This window comes from Micromonospora coriariae (assembly GCF_900091455.1).
Lineage (GTDB): Bacteria > Actinomycetota > Actinomycetes > Mycobacteriales > Micromonosporaceae > Micromonospora > Micromonospora coriariae.
On sequence record NZ_LT607412.1, the window covers coordinates 6353967 to 6373090 of the forward strand.

The 19124-nt window shown below is 74.0% G+C and carries 22 protein-coding genes; 9 read left to right on the plus strand and 13 right to left on the minus strand.

Annotated features, from left to right (window positions below):
• Positions 1–66 precede the first annotated feature (66 nt).
• Both GA0070607_RS29630 and GA0070607_RS29635 read right to left on the minus strand, forming a co-directional pair.
• The gene (locus GA0070607_RS29630) at positions 67–729 is read right to left on the minus strand and encodes a hypothetical protein (protein ID WP_089021146.1); all 663 of its coding nucleotides are present in this window, start codon (positions 727–729) and stop codon (positions 67–69) included.
• 58 nt (positions 730–787) lie between these two features.
• Positions 788–2116: a M20/M25/M40 family metallo-hydrolase gene (locus tag GA0070607_RS29635; RefSeq protein WP_089021147.1), complete on the minus strand. Its 1329-nt coding sequence runs from the start codon at positions 2114–2116 to the stop codon at positions 788–790.
• Between the two features lie 174 nt (positions 2117–2290).
• Here GA0070607_RS29635 and GA0070607_RS29640 point away from each other — a divergent pair, with 174 nt between their 5' ends.
• From GA0070607_RS29640 to GA0070607_RS29650, 3 genes are all read left to right on the plus strand, one after another.
• On the plus strand, positions 2291–2893 hold the full coding sequence (locus GA0070607_RS29640) for a hemerythrin domain-containing protein (RefSeq protein WP_089021148.1): 603 nt from the start codon (positions 2291–2293) through the stop codon (positions 2891–2893).
• A gap of 86 nt (positions 2894–2979) precedes the next feature.
• Positions 2980–3951, plus strand: coding sequence for a LysR family transcriptional regulator (locus tag GA0070607_RS29645; protein WP_089021149.1), 972 nt, complete (start codon positions 2980–2982; stop codon positions 3949–3951).
• Between the two features lie 28 nt (positions 3952–3979).
• The gene (locus GA0070607_RS29650; protein WP_089021150.1) at positions 3980–4222 is read left to right on the plus strand and encodes a hypothetical protein; all 243 of its coding nucleotides are present in this window, start codon (positions 3980–3982) and stop codon (positions 4220–4222) included.
• A 59-nt stretch (positions 4223–4281) separates the two neighbouring features.
• On the opposite strand, the gene GA0070607_RS29655 is transcribed toward GA0070607_RS29650, so the two are convergent.
• The 3 genes from GA0070607_RS29655 to GA0070607_RS29665 are packed head-to-tail and all read right to left on the minus strand — an operon-like array spanning position 4282 to position 7387.
• On the minus strand, positions 4282–4632 hold the full coding sequence (locus GA0070607_RS29655; RefSeq protein ID WP_089021151.1) for a DUF3140 domain-containing protein: 351 nt from the start codon (positions 4630–4632) through the stop codon (positions 4282–4284).
• Positions 4632–4835, minus strand: a complete 204-nt coding sequence (locus tag GA0070607_RS29660; RefSeq protein ID WP_089021152.1) for a hypothetical protein — start codon at positions 4833–4835, stop codon at positions 4632–4634. The genes GA0070607_RS29655 and GA0070607_RS29660 overlap by 1 nt, the downstream gene beginning before the upstream one ends.
• The gene (locus GA0070607_RS29665) at positions 4832–7387 is read right to left on the minus strand and encodes an ATP-dependent Clp protease ATP-binding subunit (protein WP_089021153.1); all 2556 of its coding nucleotides are present in this window, start codon (positions 7385–7387) and stop codon (positions 4832–4834) included. The genes GA0070607_RS29660 and GA0070607_RS29665 overlap by 4 nt, the downstream gene beginning before the upstream one ends.
• 140 nt (positions 7388–7527) lie before the next feature.
• Here GA0070607_RS29665 and GA0070607_RS29670 point away from each other — a divergent pair, with 140 nt between their 5' ends.
• The 5 genes from GA0070607_RS29670 (at position 7528) to GA0070607_RS29690 (ending at position 12674) form a co-directional block, all read left to right on the plus strand.
• On the plus strand, positions 7528–7920 hold the full coding sequence (locus tag GA0070607_RS29670; protein WP_089021154.1) for a hypothetical protein: 393 nt from the start codon (positions 7528–7530) through the stop codon (positions 7918–7920).
• 152 nt (positions 7921–8072) lie between these two features.
• Entirely contained in the window at positions 8073–8333 is a 261-nt protein-coding gene (locus tag GA0070607_RS29675; RefSeq protein ID WP_089021155.1) for a hypothetical protein, read from the plus strand.
• 6 nt (positions 8334–8339) lie between these two features.
• Positions 8340–9350 (plus strand): hypothetical protein, encoded by a 1011-nt coding sequence (locus GA0070607_RS29680; protein ID WP_089021156.1) that lies wholly within the window; start codon positions 8340–8342, stop codon positions 9348–9350.
• On the plus strand, positions 9343–12018 hold the full coding sequence (locus tag GA0070607_RS29685) for an FtsK/SpoIIIE domain-containing protein (protein WP_089022180.1): 2676 nt from the start codon (positions 9343–9345) through the stop codon (positions 12016–12018). Before GA0070607_RS29680 ends, GA0070607_RS29685 begins: the two co-directional genes overlap by 8 nt.
• Positions 12015–12674, plus strand: a complete 660-nt coding sequence (locus tag GA0070607_RS29690; protein WP_089021157.1) for a hypothetical protein — start codon at positions 12015–12017, stop codon at positions 12672–12674. The genes GA0070607_RS29685 and GA0070607_RS29690 overlap by 4 nt, the downstream gene beginning before the upstream one ends.
• A 31-nt stretch (positions 12675–12705) precedes the next feature.
• On the opposite strand, the gene GA0070607_RS29695 is transcribed toward GA0070607_RS29690, so the two are convergent.
• Both GA0070607_RS29695 and GA0070607_RS29700 read right to left on the minus strand, forming a co-directional pair.
• Positions 12706–13980 carry a cupin domain-containing protein gene (locus GA0070607_RS29695; RefSeq protein WP_089022181.1) on the minus strand — a complete coding sequence of 425 codons (1275 nt, stop codon included), beginning with the start codon at positions 13978–13980 and terminating at the stop codon, positions 12706–12708.
• Positions 13981–13990: 10 nt separating this feature from the next.
• Entirely contained in the window at positions 13991–14296 is a 306-nt protein-coding gene (locus tag GA0070607_RS29700) for a hypothetical protein (RefSeq protein ID WP_089021158.1), read from the minus strand.
• A 158-nt stretch (positions 14297–14454) separates the two neighbouring features.
• Between GA0070607_RS29700 and GA0070607_RS29705 the strand changes: the two genes are divergently transcribed.
• Entirely contained in the window at positions 14455–15243 is a 789-nt protein-coding gene (locus GA0070607_RS29705; RefSeq protein WP_089021159.1) for a DUF72 domain-containing protein, read from the plus strand.
• Between the two features lie 34 nt (positions 15244–15277).
• Here GA0070607_RS29705 and GA0070607_RS29710 read toward each other — a convergent pair whose 3' ends face one another.
• From GA0070607_RS29710 to GA0070607_RS29735, 6 genes are all read right to left on the minus strand, one after another.
• Entirely contained in the window at positions 15278–15706 is a 429-nt protein-coding gene (locus GA0070607_RS29710; protein ID WP_089021160.1) for a DUF2267 domain-containing protein, read from the minus strand.
• Entirely contained in the window at positions 15699–15884 is a 186-nt protein-coding gene (locus GA0070607_RS29715; RefSeq protein WP_089022182.1) for a hypothetical protein, read from the minus strand. Before GA0070607_RS29715 ends, GA0070607_RS29710 begins: the two co-directional genes overlap by 8 nt.
• A gap of 119 nt (positions 15885–16003) precedes the next feature.
• Positions 16004–16876: a DUF72 domain-containing protein gene (locus GA0070607_RS29720; RefSeq protein WP_089021161.1), complete on the minus strand. Its 873-nt coding sequence runs from the start codon at positions 16874–16876 to the stop codon at positions 16004–16006.
• 48 nt (positions 16877–16924) lie between these two features.
• A complete protein-coding gene (locus tag GA0070607_RS29725) occupies positions 16925–17323 on the minus strand; it encodes a TraR/DksA family transcriptional regulator (RefSeq protein ID WP_089021162.1) in 399 nt (132 codons plus the stop codon).
• 162 nt (positions 17324–17485) lie between these two features.
• Positions 17486–18142, minus strand: a complete 657-nt coding sequence (locus tag GA0070607_RS29730; protein ID WP_089021163.1) for a nucleoside/nucleotide kinase family protein — start codon at positions 18140–18142, stop codon at positions 17486–17488.
• Positions 18143–18183: 41 nt separating this feature from the next.
• Positions 18184–18789 (minus strand): winged helix-turn-helix domain-containing protein, encoded by a 606-nt coding sequence (locus GA0070607_RS29735; RefSeq protein WP_089021164.1) that lies wholly within the window; start codon positions 18787–18789, stop codon positions 18184–18186.
• Positions 18790–19124 lie beyond the last annotated feature (335 nt).

Consider the following 19124-nt stretch of genomic DNA (forward strand, 5'->3'; position numbering starts at 1 on the left):
GTCGGGCCGGGGGCCACGAGGCCCGGGGTCCGGCCGTGATCGGTCGGGCCCCGGGCGTGTCACGGCCTAGTGCTGGTGCCCGGCGTGGTCGTGGTCGTCGTCGAGCTCCAGGAACGGGTGCTCGTCGAGCCGACCGACCAACCGGTCGTCGACCGCCGGCTGGAACGGGCCGACCGCGTCGTCGTCGTCGAACGACTCCAGGTCGACCGGGGTGCCCACCTCGCTGACCATGACCACCCCGTCGAGCGGCTCCAGTTCGGGGACGTCCAGCGCGCCGAGCGAGCCGTCGCCGCTCTGCAGCAGCTCCAGCACCGCCTCACCGACACCCTCCACCGGCGCCGGCTCGTCGTCCTCCGGGGTGCCCTCGCGGCGGGCCACCTCGGCCACCCGCAGCAGCGCGGAGATGCTCGGCACCCGGTAGTCGCGGCGCTGGCGTACCGAGATCACCCTGGGGTGCGGGTCGCTGGCCTCGCCTCCCTCGGCGCCGCCGAAGCGCTCGTCGGCCTCGTCCGGGTCGATCGAGTCGACGTCCCACGGCGTCACCTCGCCGAAGGCGTCGAGCAGCCGCTCGTCGTAGGCGTAGGACGCGTTGTTCAACGCCACGTACGCCTGCCAGACGTCGTCGTCGTCGACGCGGCCCTGCGCGGCACGTACGGCGGCCAGGTGGTGGCGGGCCGCTTCGATCACCCGCTCGAGAGCGGCGTCCAGCTCACCGTGCTGGTCGGTCATGTGGGGCAGTCCCTTCACGATGGGGAGGGTCCGAGCCGGGTGCGGCTACCGGACACGGCTAGCAGGTGCGGAGGAACCGGTCGAGTACCCGCACGCCGAACTGTAGTCCGTCGACCGGAACCCGCTCGTCGATGCCGTGGAACAACGCGGAGAAGTTCAGGTCGGCGGGCAGCCGCAGCGGCGCGAACCCGAAGCAACGGATGCCGAGCTGCGAGAACGCCTTGGCGTCGGTGCCGCCGGAGAGCATGTACGGCACTGGCCGCGCGCCCGGGTCCTCGGCGCGCAGCGCCGCCGACATGGCCTCGACCAGGTCACCGTCGAAGGTGGTCTCCAACGCCGGCTGGCGCTGGACGTACTCGATCGCGATGTCCGGGCCGACCAGCTCGCGCAACTGCCGCTCCAACAGCTCCGACTGACCGGGCAGGCTGCGACAGTCGATGGTGGCGGTGGCCCGGCCGGGGATGACGTTGTCCTTGTAACCGGCGGCCAGCCGGGTCGGGTTCGCCGTGTTGCGGATGGTCGCGCCGATGATGTTGGCGATCGGGCCGAGCTTCGCGATCGCCGTCTCCGGATCCTCCGGGTCCAACTCGACGCCGAGCAGGTCGGAGACCTCCTCCAGGAACGCCCGTACGGTGTCGGTGACCACCACCGGGAAACGGTGCCGGCCGATGCGGGCCACCGCCTCGGCCAGCGCGGTGACCGCGTTGTCGTCGTGCACCATCGAGCCGTGCCCGGGGCGGCCCTTGGCGTGCAGCCGCAGCCAGTCGATGCCCTTCTCGGCGGTCTCGATCAGGTAGAGCCGCTGACTGTCGTTCACCGAGTACGAGAAACCACCGACCTCACCGATCGCCTCGGTGCAGCCGTCGAAGAGCTCACGGTGGTTGTCCACCAGGAAACGCGCGCCGTAGTCGCTGCCCGCCTCCTCGTCGGCGGTGTACGCCAGCACGATGTCGCGCGGGGGGCGTACGCCGGTGCGCTGCCAGTGCCGCACCACCGCGAGCACCATGGCGTCGAAGTCCTTCATGTCGATCGCGCCCCGACCCCACAGGTAGCCGTCGCGCTGCTCACCGGAGAACGGGTGCACGGACCACTCGTCGGCGTCGGCGGGCACCACGTCCAGGTGGCCGTGCACCAGCAGAGCGCCGCGGCTCGGGTCGGTGCCGGGGATCCGGGCCACCACGTTCGCCCGACCGGGCGCGGACTCGTGCAGGACCGATTCCAGGCCCACCTCGGCGAGCTTCTCCGCCACGTACTCGGCCGCACGGCGCTCACCGACGCTGGTGTCGTTGTCCCCCGTGTTGGTGGTGTCGATACGCAGCAGGTCGCGGCAGAGGTCCACGACCTCCGCGGTGGGTTCCGGTCCGGCGGGGGCGGCATTGCTCGTCATCGCCTCTTCATACCAGCCCGAGCCGGCCGGCGGGCCGGCGCACCGGCCGAGGTGGGCCGGACATTCAGGGCGGCGGATGAGGGAGACGGTTTCGCCGGGTCCGCCTTCGGGTACCGCCGCCCACGACCGCATGTCCCCTGCCGGAGCTTCCGCCCGCCAGTCGAGGAGGGCACCATGTCCGCCGTTTCCCTGCCACCGCTGCCGCCCACCCCCGAGGAGGGCTACCGGCCCGGCGGACGCAGCATCGCCGACATCGTGGACCGGGAGCACAGGCAACTGCTGGCGCTGCTGGACCAGTTGACCGGCGCGGACGTCGCGCCGCAGGACGGCCTCACGGTGCTCACCGCCGCGTTGTCGCGGCACCTCTCCGCTGAGGAGCAGTACCTGCTGCCGGCGGTGCGCGCCGCGCTACCGGACACGGTCGAGCGGGTGGACGCCGAGATCAACGCCGACGCCGCGCTGCTGGGCATCCTCACGGCGCTGAGCGACGAGACGCTGATTGAGGTCGCCGACCGGGTTCGCCGACACGTGGACGGGGTCGGCGCTCTCGTCGCGGAGCTGCGCGCGGTGGCCACCGAGGAGGAGCTGATCCGGCTGGGCAACCGGCTGGAGATCGCCGAGGAGGCGGCGCCGACCCGGCCGCACCCGGGCACCCCGGCCACGCCGCCGTGGAACCGGATCGTCGAGCCGGTGGTGGGGGTGGTGGACAAGGTCCGCGACGCGGTGACCGGCCGGTCGACGTACCTGGCGGACCTGCCGGAGCCACCTCGCGGCTGAGGAGCGCCGACACCCACCGATGCATTCAATCTCACCGATCCGTCCGGGCCCTTCCGCCGACTGCGGCGTGGTCCTACCGTCACCGTATGAACCTGGAGCTGCGACACCTGCGGGTGGTCTGCGCGATCGCGGAGACGGGGAGTGTGACCAAGGCGGCGTCGGCGCTCGGCCTGGCCCAGCCGGCGCTCACCGCCCAGCTCCAGCGGATCGAGCGGACACTGGGCGGGCCGCTGTTCGACCGGGATCGCCGCGGCGCGCGGCCCACCGCGCTCGGTGAGCTGGTGCTGGCCCGGGCCCGGGTGCTGCTGCCGGCGATGAAGGGCCTGCAGGACGAGGCGGCCCGGCTGGCCGGCGCCGGTGAGACGCCGCGCTGGTACCGGTTCGGCGGGGTGAACAGCCCGATCCTGGGGCGGTTGGTGCACCGGCTGGCCGCCGAGCAGCCGCCCGCGCAGATCACCACGTACGCGTCCTGGTCGGTGGACGAGTTGGCGCAGTTGGTGGCCGGCGGCCGGTTGGATTTCGCGCTCACCGGCGTGTGCGGTGACGCCGTCCCCTCGGCCGAGTTCGGGTTGAGCTGGCGGGAGGTCTCGGTCGACCCGGTGCTGGTGCTGCTGCCGGAGACCCATCCCCTCGCGCCACGCGACGAGGTGCGGTTGGTCGACCTGCGTCACGAGCAGTGGGTGGCCGCGCCCGGCGACGGCTGCTTCGGCGACTGCTTCGCCGCCGCCTGCGCCCGCGCCGGCTTCACCCCCCGCAAGGTGTACGAGACCGACGTGCGGGGCTGCGTCGACCTGGTGGACGCCGGCGAGGCGGTGGCCCTGTGCCAGGCGACGTTCCGCCCGGTGGCCGGCCTGGTCACCCGACGGCTGGCCGGGATACCGCTGCGCTGGCGGCTGCTGCTGGGCTGGCACCCGGACTCCCCCGCCGCCCAGGGGGCGGAGCTGGTGCTGGAGACGGCCAAGGCCGCGTACACCGACTCCCTTGCCCCCCATCCCAGCTACCTGGCCTGGCTGCTGCGCAATCCCGGGTTCGGCGTCCGCCAGCCGAGCGGGGTCTGATCCACCGTCGGCGGGGTATCTGGCGGACATGACCGACCTCTACCCGCCCACCGGCGACCGGGAACTGCTCCACCAGGCGGCCGCCGCGCACACCGCCGCCATTCGCGAGACGGAGGCGTTCCTGCGCCGGCTGTCGAACGTGCCCGACCCGGCCGACGTCGCCGAGTACGCCAACCTGCTCAGCCGCGAGGAACGGACCCGCGGCGAGCGGGACGCCGCCGCCGACGCGGTCGGGCTGACCATCGGCAGCCTGGAGCCCGATCAGGCCTGACCCCGCTCGACGCGACGGTGCCGTCCCTGCCCGGGACGGCACCGTCGAGGGTGCACGTCTCAGCGTTCGACCAGGGGGTCGTGGCCCAGGTCGAGCAGTGAGTGCCGCCACTCGTCGTCGGCGTTGCCGCGCGGTGGCTTGGCGTCCATCAGCTCGCGGATCCGGTCGACGGCCTCCCGCATCACCTCGATGTCCTCCGGGGTGAGGTCGACCTTGCGCTTGTTCAGCACCTTGAGGATCTCCCGGCCCGGCTGGGGCAGGTCGAGGGTCGGGTTGGACCCGAACGACTCCTCCCCGGAGCCCCGGGTCAGCAGCCAGGTGCGCAGCTGCTCCGACGGGACGTTGACCTCCGCGTGGAAGTCCTCCCAGAGCACCTCCACCTCGGGATCGATCCGAGTCTCGCGTACCATCAGGTCTCCTCTCCGGGCGGCGACCCGGACGTCTCCGGGTCGTCCTCGTCGGTCTTCGGATGCAGGCCCTCCGGCGGCACCCGGGTCCTCCTGGGGTTCGCGGTGGGCGCCGCCAGGATCGGGTCGGGATGGTGGTCCTCGTCCCGGGATTCCGCGGACTCTCGCGGTTCCTCGGGTTCCGGTCGTCGCGTGGCCCCGCTCATCGCGGGTGCGTGGTCGTGGCAGCGGTGTACCCCCGCTCGCCCGCGGTCACGTCGAAGGTGAGTGAACCCTCGCGGGCGTCCACTGTGACCTTCTGCCCGGGCGAGATCGCCGACTCCAGCAGCATCCGGGACAGGTGGTTGTCGACCTCCCGCTGGATCACCCGGCGCAGCGGGCGGGCGCCGAATTCCGGCTGGTAGCCGTGCTCGGCGAGCCAGTCGACGCCGGCGGCGGTGAAGTCCACCTGGATGTCCTGGGCGTGCATCCGGCGGCGGGTCTCCTCCAGCAGCAGCCCGGTGATCTGACGCAGCTGCTCGGCCTCCAGCCTACGGAAGATGATCACTTCATCGATCCGGTTGAGGAACTCCGGGCGGAAGTTCTCCTGCAGGCGGCGCATCAGCCGCTCGCGCAGCTCGTCGTTCTCCTGCTCGCTGCCCGGCGCGCCGGTGCCGAACCCGACGCTGCGCTGGGTGCCGGTGATCAGCTCGGAGCCGAGGTTGCTCGTCATGATCAGTACGGTGTTCTTGAAGTTCACCGTGCGGCCCTGGCTGTCGGTCAGCCGCCCGTCGTCGAGCACCTGGAGCAGGATGTTGAACACGTCCGGGTGCGCCTTCTCGATCTCGTCGAGCAGCACCACGGCGTACGGGCGGCGACGCACCGCCTCGGTGAGCTGGCCGGCCTCCTCGTAGCCGACGTACCCGGGCGGGGCGCCGACCAGCCGGCTGACCGTGTGCCGTTCCTGGAACTCGCTCATGTCCACCCGGACCATCCGGTCCGCCTCGCCGAACAACGCCTCGGCCAGGGCGCGGGCCAGCTCGGTCTTGCCGACGCCGGTCGGGCCGAGGAACAGGAAGCTGCCCATCGGCCGCTCCGGGTCGGCCAGCCCGGCCCGGGAGCGGCGGACCGCCTCGGCGACGGCGGTGACCGCGTCGTCCTGGCCGACCACCTTCTGGTGCAGGTGACCCTCCAGGCGCAGCAGCCGGTCCCGTTCCTCCTCGGTGAGCTGGCTGACCGGGATGCCGGTGGCTCGGGAGACCACCTCGGCGATCTCCTGCGGGCCCACCTCCGGCACCTGCGAGGAGGAGCCCTCGTCGCCGCTGGCGCGGCGCACCTGCTCCTCCAGCTCGGAGATCCGGTCGCGCAACGTGGAGGCCCGCTCGTACTGCTCGTCGGCGACGGCCTGTTCCTTGTCCCGGCGTACGTCGTCGAGCTGCTGCTCCAGCTCCCGCACGTCGGAGGCGGGCGTGCGGGTGCGCAGCCGGACCCGGGCGCCGGCCTGGTCGATCAGGTCGATGGCCTTGTCCGGCAGGAACCGGTCGGTGACGTACCGGTCGGACAGCTCGGCGGCGGCGACCAGCGCCTCGTCGGTGAACCGCACCTGGTGGTGCGCCTCGTACCGGTCGCGGAGCCCGCGCAGGATGGCGATTGTGTCGTCGACGCTCGGCTCGGGCACCAGCACCGGCTGGAAGCGCCGGGCCAGCGCCGCGTCCTTCTCGATGCTCTTGCGGTATTCGTCAAGCGTCGTGGCGCCGATCACCCGCAGCTCACCGCGGGCGAGCGCCGGCTTGAGCATGTTGGACGCGTCCATGCCACCCTCGCTCCCGGCGCCACCGGCCCCCACCAGGGTGTGGATCTCGTCCATGAAGATGATCAACTCGTCGCGGTGCGCCCGGATCTCGTCGATGACCTTCTTCAGCCGCTCCTCGAAGTCGCCCCGGTAGCGGGTGCCGGCGACCAGGCCGGCCAGGTCGAGTTGGACCACCCGCTTGCCGAGCAGGGTCTGCGGTACGTCCCCGTCGCAGATCCGCTCGGCCAGACCCTCGACGATGGCGGTCTTGCCGACGCCGGCCTCACCGATCAGGACCGGGTTGTTCTTGGTACGCCGGGACAGGATCTCCACGGCCTGCTCGATCTCGTCGGCGCGTCCGATCACCGGGTCGATCTGGTCGGCGCGGGCCAGGTCGGTGAGGTCCTGCCCGTACTGGTCCAGGGTGGGGGTGCCACGGTCCGGTTTCGGCCCCGTCATCGGCCCACGCTCGGCGTTGGCGGCCTGCAACGACTCCGGCTGGATCCGGCCGGCGGCCAGCATCCGCCCGGCCGGCGACTCCGGGTTGAGCGGCAGCGCCATCAGGATGTGTTCCGGGCCGATGTAGTTGGCGCCCATCGCCCGGGACAACTGGTGGGCGTCGAGCAGCGCCCGCTTGGCCGCCGGCGTCAACGACAGGTTGGGTGGCACCTCGCCGCGTGGCGCGCCGTCGCCCCGCCCGCCGAGCGCGTTGAGCAGGGTGTCCGGGTCGGCGCCGGCGCGGCGTACCAGGTCACGCAGGGGTTCGCGTTGCAGCGCCGCCCAGAGCAGGTGGTCGGTGTCCAGGTCGCTGCTCTGCCGTTGCGCGGCCCGCCGGGCCGCGTCGGCCAGCATCTCCCGCGCGTCGGCCGTCATCAGGCGGGTGATGTCGACCCGGTGCGCGGGTCGGCGGCCTCCCTCACCCCGGCCGAAGTACCGGGCCAGGAATTCGTCCCACGGGTCGGAGCCGAGGTCGCCGGGTCCCATCATGTCTCTCCTCCGCAGTTCGGTGCGGCACGGTCGCCAGGGGCTACCCGACGCGCGTGCCGACAAACGCCGCAGTTGGCGGCGCACCGCCGTGGTGGGAGTGGCGCCGGGCGGGCGAGCGCCGGTGGTGGCAGGCTGACGGAATGGATGAGACCCCGCTGCTGATCGTGGACGGCGCCAACGTGGTGGGCTCCCGCCCGAACGGGTGGTGGCGGGACCGGGCCGCGGCTGCCGCCCTGCTGCGTGACTCGCTGGCGCCGGTGGCGTCCTCCGGCCTGCCGGCGCGGCTGGCCGCCCCGGTGGAGGTGGTGCTGGTGGTCGAGGGGGCCGCGCGGGACGTGCCCGGCATCGACGCCGTGCGGGTGGTCTCGGCCGCCGGCTCGGGTGACGACACCGTGGTCGACCTGGTCGAGGCCGCCCCGCTGCGTCGCCGGCTGGTCATCACCGCCGACCGGGAGCTACGCGACCGGGTCGCCGCCCTGGGCGCCGAGGTGTACGGGCCACGCTGGCTACGCGACACGCCCGCGGACACCTGAGAGGCGCTCGCACTGGGACTCCCACAGAACGGACTCCCGGCACTTCCGGTCAACAACGGGACGGCCGGGCAGGAACACCGACAGGGCGGATGTTCTCCCGCGGACGCCGATAGGCTCTAATGGAACTCTCCCCGCCCCCAGGAGGTTCCGCCGTGGCGAGCGTCGCCGAGCTGAAGGCTGCCATCGATGTCGCCCTCCAACAGATCGGGGACGGGCAGACAGCCGTGCAGTCGGCCGGCGAGAAGCTGGCCGAGGCACAGCAGACCCTGGCCGGCGCGCTGGAGGGCAGCGGGCACGAGACGGTGGAGGCGGCTCAGGCGTCGCTGACACAGGCCAGCCAGGAGCTGGAGGAGTGTCTCGCCGCGACACTGGTCGCGGTGGAGCAGGCGCAGCTCTACGTCGCCACGCTGTAGGCCACCATGTCCATCATCGAGGACGTCGGTGGGCAGGTCCGTGCCGCCAGCGAGGAGTTCCCGGTGGCCCTGCTCGGGCAGGCGCTGGAGAAGTTCGGCCTGGCCGCGGAGCGGCTGCGCTGGGTACGGCAGGAGTCGGCCAACCCGATGGGCGTGCCCGAGCTGTCCGCCGCCACCGAGCATGCCGAGACCGCCGGTTACGCGCTGCGGGTGGCGCAGGAGCAGCTGTCGGCGTACCTGGCCGCGATCGGGCTGGCCGCGGACGGCGCACCGCCGCCCCGCCCGCAGCAACACGAACCCCGGCACGACGCGCCGCCGGCGGACGGGCCCGCCACCGTGGCGCCGGAGCAGGCCGAGCAGGTCCGGCTGCGCCGCTGGTGGTCGGTGCGGGTGGCGGAGCTGACCGGCGGACGCGAGGGCGCCGCCGACGAGCCCGACGAACGGCTGGACGACTCCCAGGAGCTGCTGCGCCGGGTGGTACGCGGGGTGCGCGCCGGCGACCGGGACCGGTTGGGCACCGAGCTGCGCCGCGCCCCGGCCGACGTCGGCCTGGGGATGGCGGCGCTGGCGCCGCCGCTGCTGCGCGAGCTGGCCGGCGAGCTGCTGGGCCATCCTCCCCGCGCCGCCGACCTCGGACGGCTGCGCGGGGAGCTGGACGGCCGCGTCCGCGACCTGCTGCCCGGGCTGCCGCCGCCGGTGCTGGAGACGCTGCTGACCCGGATCTGCCGGATGCCGCCGCCGCGCGGTTCCGGCGAGCCGCCGCACGCCGCCGACTCCGCGGTGACGGCCGGCGTGGCGACCGGGCTGCTGCTCGCCCGGCTTGGCCGGGACCTGGCCACCTCCGCCGGCCCGCAGCCCGCGACCGCCGGGCAGCCGGTCGGCGCGGGACAACGCCCCGGTGGTGCGGGCCCACAGCTGCGCGATGCCGGCCGGCGGCACGCCACGGTGCCGCCGCGCGCCGCCGGCCCGTGGCGGGACGCACCGGCGCCGCAGCGACGCCGGAGCTCCGATGGCTGACCGGCGTGGCCAACTGGCCGCCCGGGTCCGGGACACCCTCGCCGAGGCGCTGGGCGCCACCCGTACCCGGCTGTCCGCGGCACAGGCCGAGCTGACCGCCGCGCGCGACCGGCTGACCCGGGTGCGCCGGGCGGCCGCCGCCGTACCGGATCGGGTGGGCGGCCAGCGGGACCGCCGGCTGGCCGAGATCGACGCCCGGCACGCCGCCCGGATCGCCGAGCTGGCCCGCCACGCCGCCGACGCCGCCCGCCGGGAGGCGCCCGGCTGCGCCGGCGCCGACTGGCCGGAATGGACGGCCACGCCCTCCCGCCGGGCCGAGCCGCCCGGCGCGCTGCGTGTCGGCACGGTCCGGATCGACGACGTCGACCCGGTGCCCGCGCTGGTGCCGCTCCTCGACGCGGGGCACGTGCACCTCTCCGGGGACGACCGCGCCGGCTGCGACGCCGTGGTGGCCGCACTGCTGCTGCGGGCCGTCGGCCGCGCCGACCCGGGCGCGGTACGGCTGATCGGGTACGACCCGGAGCACCTCGGCGGCGGCCTGGCCGGGTTCGCCCCGCTGGGCACGGCGGGCCTGCTCACCTTCGTCGGCCCCGGCGGGCTGGGCCCCCTCCTGGACGACCTCGTCGAGCAGATCCGCCGGATCAACGAGACCGTGCTGGCCGGCGAGTACGGCTCGCTGCGGGAGCTGGCCGCGGCGACCGGCCGCCGCCCCGAACCGTGGCGGGTGGCGGTGCTGCTCGGCGGCGACGAGCTGAACCGGCACGAGCGCGGGCAGCTCGACCGGGTGGTACGGGCCGGCACGGCGTGCGGGGTGCACCTGGTGGTCCGTGGCGTGCCGCTGCCGGAGGACCTGACGGTGACCCGGGTGGTCGCCGAGGCGTCCGGCGCCCGGATCGGCGGTCCGTCCGGCCTGCCGGTACGGCTGGACCCGCCCCCACCGGCGGCGCTGGTCACCGAGACCTGCCGGGACGCCGCCGCCCGGGTGAACGCCGGCCCACCGCCGGCCCCGTTCGCCGACCTGCTGCCTCCGCCGGAGCTGATGTGGCGGGAGGACTCCGCCGCCGGGCTGACCGCCCCGATCGGCGAGGGCCCGCACGGCCGGCCGGTGCGTTTGACGCTGGGCGACTATCCGCCGCACGCGCTGATCGGCGGGCCGTCCGGCACCGGCAAGACGAACCTGATCTTCGCCTGGATCGGCGCGTTGGCGGCCCGCTACTCCCCCGCCGAGCTGGAGTTCTACCTGCTGGACTTCAAGGAGGGGGTGTCCTTCGCACGGTTCGCGAAGGGCCGGCGCGACCCGAGCTGGCTGCCGCACATGCGGTTGGTCGGGATCAACGTGAACACCGACCGGGAGTTCGGGCTGGCGCTGCTGCGGTTCCTCACCGAGGAGCTGCGCCGCCGGGCCGACGCGGCCAAGAAGCACGAGGTGACCAAGCTGGCCGAGCTGCGCGCGGTCGACCCGACGGGGCACTGGCCGCGGATCGTCGCGGTGGTCGACGAGTTCCAGATGCTGCTGGCCGGCCGGGACGTGGTCGCCCGGGAGGCGGCGGACCTGCTGGAGGACCTGGCCCGGCGGGGCCGGTCGCAGGGCATCCACCTGGTGCTCGCCTCGCAGGACGTGCGCGGCATCGAGGCGTTGTGGGGTCGCCCGGCGCTGGTCGCCCAGTTCGCCCTGCGCATCGCGCTGCCCAAGGCGTTGCGGATCCTGGCCGAACGCAACGACGCGGCGCAGTCGCTGCCCCGCTGGCACGCGGTGGTCAACGCAGAGTCGGGCATGGTGGAGGGCAACGAGATCGCCCGGATCCCGGCGGCCAGCGACTGGGAGACGTGGAGCGGGCTGCAGAACCGGTTGTGGCGGATGCGCCCGCCGGACGCGGCGCCGGCCCGGCTCTTCGACGGCGACGCCATCCCCCGGCTGGCGGACGCCCCGGATTTCCGGGCGCTCGCCGCTCCCGTGGACGCGACCGCGCCGCGCAGCCCGGTGGCCCTGCTCGGCGAGATCATCGACGTGCAGGCCCGCTCGGCGGCGCTGCGGCTGCCGCGAGCCCCGGGGCGCAATCTCGCGGTGCTGGGCACCCGGGTGGACGAGGCGTGTGCGGTGCTGGACGCGGCGGCCCGGTCGCTGGCCCGCCAGCACCCGCCCGGCACGGCCCGCTTCTCCATCGCGTGCCTGGACCCCGACGCCGACCCGATGGCCCGCGCGCTCTACGACGACCTGGCCGACGACGCCGCCTGGTACGACGAGGAGACCGTCGGTGAGCTGATGGCCGAGACCGCCGACGGGCTGGCCGGCCCCGGCAGCCCGCACTACCTGCTGCTGTTCGCGGTGGACGCGGCGGCCGGGGCGCTGGCCGCGCGGGCGGGCAGCCGGACCGGCCTGGAGCAGCTGCGCCGGGTCCTGCACGACGGGCCGGAACGGCGGACCCACGTGCTGGCCTGGTGGCGGGGGGTGGCCCGGATGCGCGCCGACCTGGGCGGGCCGGCCGCCCGCACCGACCAGATCGGCGCCTGGGTGGCGCTGGACGCCCACGGCGGCGAGCTGGGGGCCTCGCTCTATCCGGGCACCGGCGGCCCGGACTGGTATCCCCGCCCCTGGCGGGGACTCTTCTTCGACCGGGCGGTGCACCGCACCGGACAGGTGATCATCCCCTATGGACCGTCACGATGAACCAACCGGTGGCCAGTGAGGCGTACGCGGCGCAGCTCCGGCGGCTGGCCGACCTGACCGCTCGGGTGCGCGAACAGCGCGCCGAGGCGCACACCTGGTACGACCGGCAGTGCGCGGCGGCCGACCGGGCAGTCGCCGACGCCACCGAGCAGGTACGGCGCGCCGAGGAGGAGCTGGTCGCGGCGCGCGAGGAGCAGGAGCGGGTGGACGCCGAGGTGGCGCACCTGTGGCAACAGCTGCGGGAGCGGCTCGGCGCCGGCCGTCTCGGTGGCCCGCCCGCCCCGGCCAACGGTGGTGCGACCGACCCGGTGCTGCTGCTCAGCCGGGCCCGGAACCTGCTGGAGCGGGCCGGGCAGCCGGGTGAGCTGCCCGGCTCGGTCAACCCGCTGCTGGCGCTCTGCGGGGTGGCCGGCACGGTGGTGGCGTACGCGCTGGGCGCCGGCGCGCGTGCGCTCGGCGTCGGGTACGGCGGCGACCTCGCGGTGGGGATGCCGGTGCTGGCGCTGGTGGTGACCCTGCTGGGGCCGCTGGTCGGCCTGGTGCCGGCGCGGGTGCTGGCGGACCGCCGGCACGCGGTGCTCGGGCCCCGGCCGATCACCGTGGTCCTCGGCGTCGGCCTGCTCACCACCGCGCTGCTGCTGGTGCTCGGCCCCTGACCCCATCGGGCCGACCCCCGACGTGTTGCGCTCAGGCCGGGATCAGGACGGCCTCGCGGAGCAGCCGGCGGGCCAGGGTGACCCGGTCGGCGTCGTCGGGCAGCCCGGGCAGGTCGCCCACCCGGGTGACCGCGCCGCTGAGCAGGGCGCGGACGGCCGGCTCGCAGTCGGCGGGCAGGGTGATGGTGCGGTCGAACAGCCGCAGCGCCACCGCGTCAGTCCCGTGCGGCGCGAGCTGCCAGCGCAGGCCCGGGCGCAGGGTGAGCAGGGAGTCGGCGTCCAACGCGGCAAGCGCGCCGGCCTGGGCGAGCGGCCGGATCGGCGCCGGGCGGGCAGCCGGCCAGGCCCGCTGCCGCAGCCGCGCCGCGACGGCGCCCGGCTCGACGCGCAGCAGCCAGTCCCGCAGCGCCTCCACCGTCTCGGTCAGCTCCGGCTCGATGGCGTCCGGGTCGGCGACCTCGGTGCCGAACGGCAGGCTCGCCCGCAGCCGCTGGTCCTCGGCGGCGAGGGCGAGCAGCTCCTCGACCAGGGCGTAACGGGTCAGCGCGCGGATGCCCACGGTCAGGTGCAGCGAGCTGGCCTCCTGCGCCTGCGCGCTGTGCAGCCAGCCGCGCGGCAGGTAGAGCGCGTCGCCGGGGGCGAGTACCACGTCCAGCGCGGCGGGGCCCTGCGCGGTGGCGCCGACCTCGTCGGCGCGGCCGCCCCAGGGCTGCTTCTCCAGCGGGTCGGGCAGCACCGGCGGGTGGATCCGCCAGTGCTTGCGACCGTCGACCTGGAGCACGAACACGTCGTGGGTGTCGTAGTGGGTGGCGAAGCCCTGACTGCCGGCGGGCGTGAGGTACGCGTTGATCTGCAGTGGTTGGCTCAGCGCGATGCCCAGGTCGCGGGCGAAGTCGATCAGCGGCGGCCAGATCCGGTGCAGACCCTGCAGCACCAGGGTGGCGCCGGCGGCGTACTGCTCCAGGACCCGCTCGTCGAGCACCTGGTCGCCGATCTCCGCGCCGGCGCCGCCGCCGCCGGTCCAGCGCGCCGCCGGAACGAGCTGCCCGTCCCTGGCGACACGCAGGAACGGGGTACGCAGACCGCGCCGGCTGAGCAGCTCGTCGGCGTCGGCGGGGCTGAAGAGGTCGGTGAAGCCGGCCGGGTCGGGCAGCTCGGCGGCGCGGGACAGCAGCGGTGTGTGACCCCAGTGCGCGGCGGCGAACTTGGCCGGTTCGACCGAGACGCAGCGGGCCAGCGCGGCGGCGGCGTGCACGGACGGAACCGCCGGGCGACCGTGGCCGCCCGGCGGGTCGAGATGCGTCATGACGGTGCCGTCACCGCGCGCTGCCGTCGGCGCCACCGTCCTGCTGACCGGGGGTCGCACCGCCGTCGGCCGGACCCTCCGCGCCACCATCCGCGCCACCGTCCTGCTGACCGGGGGTCGCACCGCCGTCGGCGGGACCCTCCGCGCCACCATCGGCGCCACCGTCCTGGCGACCCGGAGTGGCACCGCCGTCGGCCGGACCCTCCGCGCCACCATCCGCGCCACCGTCCTGGCGACCCGGGGTCGCACCGCCGTCGGCCGGGCCCTCCAGGCCGCCGCCGCCAGTGGTCTGCATGTCGTCATCGTTGAGTGCCATCGGTACTCCCTCGGGTGTGCCGCCCCGCCGTACGCCGGGGTTCGTCGTGCTGCGGGTGGTACCCCACGCGCGATCTTCTCTAACCCACACCGTAGACGCCGAACCGGGGCGACACGGGCTGTTCACCGGGGGGCGCGGGTCGGTGCCAGGATGGAGGGGTGATCCTGGTGGGCACGTCCGGCTGGCAGTACCGGGACTGGCGCGGCGGCTTCTATCCGGAGCGGCTGCCGCAGCGGCTCTGGTTGGAGCACTTCGCGGCCGGGTTCGCGACGGTCGAGGTCAACAACGCCTTCTACCGGCTGCCCGAGCGGGACACCTTCGCCGCCTGGCGGGCCCGCACCCCGACGGACTTCTGCGTGGCGGTGAAGATGAGCCGCTATCTGACCCACATCAAGCGACTGCGTGACCCGGCCGAGCCGGTGGCCCGGTTCCTCGGGCGGGCGACCGCGCTCGGTGACCGGCTCGGCCCGGTGCTGCTGCAACTGCCACCGAACCTGCCGGCGAACGTCGAGGCGCTCGACGCGACGCTGCGGCTGTTTCCGGCCGACGTGCGGGTGGCGGTGGAACCGAGGCACCCGTCCTGGTGGACCGACGCCACCCGCGGGGTGCTGGAACGCCGGCGGGCGGCGCTGGTCTGGGCGGACCGGCTGGGTCGCCCGGTCGCGCCGCGCTGGCGCACCACCGACTTCGGCTACCTGCGGTTGCACGAGGGGCGGGCCCGGCCCTGGCCCCGGTACGGTCGCACCGCGCTCGCCTCCTGGGTGCGCCGGCTGGCCGACGCCTTCGGCGCGGATGAGCCGGCGTACGTCTACTTCAACAACGACCCGGGCGGCGCCGCCATCGTGGACGCCGTCGCCTTCGCCGCGCTGGCCCGGCGGGCCGGTCACCCGGTGTCCCGGGTGCCGCCCGCACCGCCCCGGGACGCGGTGGCCGCCACCGACGGCTGAACCCGCCCGACGACGGTCGGGCGGGCTCACAGCGTCAGGGCAGCATCCGCGCCAGGTCCTTGGGCATGGTGTCCTTGACGTCCTGCCACTCACCCTGGGTGACGTGTCGGCGCAGGGTGTCGAGCACCACCTGCGTCACCCGCTCCGGGCCGCCCTCCACGTCGTACGGGAATCCCTGGCGCACCTCGTAGAGAAAGTCGTCCCGGTTGAGCTTGATCGGGACGTCCGAGGGGTTCCAGCCGTCGAAGTAGATCCCCCGGACCAGGATCGGCAGCTGCTGGGCGAACTCCACGCTCTCGTTCACGGGCAGCCGGTCCCGCAGCAGGTGCAGCACCGTGCGCAACGCCGCGTACGACTGGTTGCGTCGGTCCTTCGGCCAGCCGTAGGCGCTCTCGATGTCCTTGAGGATGAGGTTCGTCTTGTCCAGCGAGGACTCGAATGCCGAAATCATCGTGTCAGCCATCGGTCGACCCCCGTTCCGCGTTGTCCCACCGTTGGTAGTCGTTGCGCCGCGGTGGCCCCGCCGGGCCGCGTCGGGCCCGTATCGGGCTGCCCTGCGGCGCGCGCCGGGCGTTGTCGGCCGTACCGACCACGTGCAGGACGGCACCGCGCCGTCTATCCGCCACCAGTCGAACCGTCATCCCCGTCACCTCCGTGTCGTGTCCGGCGGCGGCCGCCATCACGACCGCACGCACCTGCCAGCCTGCCCGCCCGGTGGGTGACCCGGCCCCACCCCGAACGGGTGAGCCGACGGCGCAGATCAGTCTGCGCCGAGCAGCCCGGCGAGGGTCTTCGCGTTCGTCTGCGCGTAGTCGCGGTAGCAGTTGTTCATGAGCACGTGTGTCTGCCCGGCCTCGTCGGCCAGCTCGCGCAGCTTCGGCGCCCAGTCGGCCAGCTCCCGCTTGGAGTAGTGGTAGCCGAACTTCTCGTGGATGTCCTTGCTGGTCCACTTGTCGCTGTGGCCGTGAAAGCGCACCACGGCGAGGTCCGCGGTCGCGGCCAGCACCGGCGGCACCGACGACCGATGGCCCTGCGGCATGTCCACGCAGACGTACGGCAGCCGGTGCTCCCGCAGGAAGGCGAGCGTCTCGTCGGCGTTGGCGCCGTCGAACCAGGAGGCGTGGCGGAACTCGTAGGCCGGCCGCAGCGGCGCGCAGCGCTTCGCCACCTCCAGCAGGTACTGCTTGTTGTCCCGCTTGATGGTGAACCAGGGCGGGAACTGGAACAGCAGCGCTCCCAACCTGCCGGCCTCGACAAGCGGGTCCAACGCGGACAGGAAACGCGACCACACCTCCTCGTACGCCTGCGCGGGCAGGTCGTCGGGGTAGATGTTCTTCTTGTCGGTCTCCGGGCGCAGGTCCTTGTAGAGCGCGCTGACCCGGGTGGGATGACCGGTCAGCAGGCTGAACGCCTTGATGTTGAATGTGAAGCCGGCCGGGGTGCGTTCGGCCCAGAGCCGCGCGGTCGCCTCGGCGGGCGGCGAGTAGTAGGTGGCGTCCACCTCGACCAGCGGAAACTGCCGGGCGTAGTACGCCAGCCGCTTCTCCGGCGTGTCCGCGGTCTGCGGATACCAGCCCGAGTCCAGCAGCGTGCGGTCGGTCCAGGACGCGGTCCCCACGAGGATGTCACCCATGTGAGGAGTCCATCGTGTCGTGGACCGACCGGCAACCGCTGGCGTCGCTCAGGCCGCCCGCCGCTCGCGGGTCTGCTTGCAGGCCACGCAGGTGGTGGCGGACGGGAAGATCTCCAGCCGCTCCACGGGGATCGCCGCCGAGCAGCCTTCACACCAGCCGTAGGTGCCCTCCGCGAGCCGCGCGAGGGCGTGCTCGTACTGGGCGCGGCGGTCGAGGATGGTGCGCAACAGGGACTGCGCGGTGTCGCGCTCGGCCGTCTTGGTGCCGCTGTCGGCCTGGTCGTCACCTGCGGTGTCACCGACCTCCACCAGCCGCAGCACCTGGCTCTGCAGCACGGCCTGCTCGTACTCCGCGGACAGCTCGTCGTAGCGCGCCTGGAGGGAGAGCCGGATCTCATCGATCTCCGCCTGGGAACGGCCCGTACCGACCGTGTCGTGGACGAGCATCGCTGCCTGCCTTTCCTGGGCCTGGTCAAGGTGAACCGGGAAACCGGCGGCACCCGGCCCCGGTCACGGTCGCATCTGGTGCGCGGGCGGTCACCCGCGCTCTGTGAGCCGGGCGAGTACCCGCCCGGGCAGTCGAGCAAACCGGCGAATTCTCCGCGGTTGTCAGGCGCCGGGATCCACGAGCGCCGGGCGGCGGGGGTCGTCGGCCCGCACCACCACGTCGGCGAAGCTGGCCGGGACGACCTCGTCGGCGTACCGGTCGAAGGCCGGCAGGGTCCAGTCCTGGGCCGGTTCGGTACGCCGGCGCAGCGCCGCGGCGGACAGCTCCAGGTGGACGGTGATGTCGAAGGGCAGGCCGCCGCCGAGCAGCAGCGCGCCACTGACCAGGACCACACCGCCGGGAGGCAGGTCGACGTAGCGGGCGCGGCTGGCCCGGTCGGCGACGGCGTCCCAGAGCGAGGGGAGCAGCCGCCCGGTGCCGCCGGGGCCGGCCGGGTCGAGCACCTCCCGGCGCAATCCGGCCTCGTCCACCCAGCCCTCGTAGTAGGCGTCCGGGTTGGTTCGGCCGAGCTCGAAGCGCAGTGACGCGGGGCGGAGGAAGTCGGTGGCGCGTACGTGCAGCACCGGGCGGCCCCGGGCGCGCAACGGTTCGACCAGCGCGGCGGCCAGCTCGTCCGGGCCGGCGGCGGGGGCGCCGTCCACCGCCACGCGCAGGCGCGCGGGCCCGGCGGCGGCGGTCGCGGCGTGGGTCGCGGCGTCGGCCAGCCGGCCGGTCAGCTCGGTGACGAGCAGGTCGGGCGAGATGGGGCGGATGCGCACCGGACCATCCTGCCCCGGGTCGGGCGGGATGGTGGCGCCGGTCAGCCGGTGCGGTCGATGGTGACCCGGGCGTCGTCGGCCAGCCGGTAGCCCACGCCGTAGACGGTGGTGACCAGCGGGACGTCGACGCCGACCTTGCCGCGCAGCCGACGCACGTGCACGTCGACGGTGCGCACGCCGGCGTGCTCGTAGCCCCAGACGGCGTTGAGCAGTTGCAGTCGGGTGAAGACGCGGCGGGGATGCGCGACCAGGTGCAGCAGCAGGTCGAACTCCAGCCGGGTCAGCGGCAGCGGCTCGTCGTCGCGCAGCACCGACCGGGACGAGGCGAGGATGTGCAGGGCGGGGATTGTCGGGCTCAGTGGTCGGGCCGGCGACCGGTTGGCCGGCACCGGGTCGGCGCGGCGTTCGACCGGGACGGAGCTGGTGATCACGGCCTCGCCGCGTTCCAGCATTTCGCGGGCCGCCTCAAGCAGCCGCCGTGCGGGCGGTGTCAGCGACTCCTCGCAGGCCAGCGGGATGGACAGCGTCACGGTGAGCACGGGCGCGGCGGTGTTCGCGGGGCGGCGTTGGCCGCCCGGCGGTCGACCGGGCACCGCGGGTTGGGACGTATGCCATCCGGCGCGCGACGAGGCGGGGCTGACCGACATGGTCCTCCTTGGGCTGGTCCGGGTATCTCCCCACGGCCCGGGACGCCGCTTCATCGATGCTTCCCGGCGCCCGGGCGAGGGTCAAGAGGCGGCTGCGTTGCATGAATGTGACAATTGACGAACACATAGGAGCCGTGTGCTCGCTCTGCGTACGAGGCCAGATGATTAGAGCAGAGCCGCCCGGATGACCCGATACGGGGGTCCCCGCCCGGTTCACCGCCGCCCGTGGATTTGAAAGTCGAGGGATGTTCAGCGGTTGGGGTCCACGGTGATCCGCGCCTCGTCGGCCAGCCGGTAGCCCACTCCGTAGACGGTGGTGACGGACATGGTGCCTC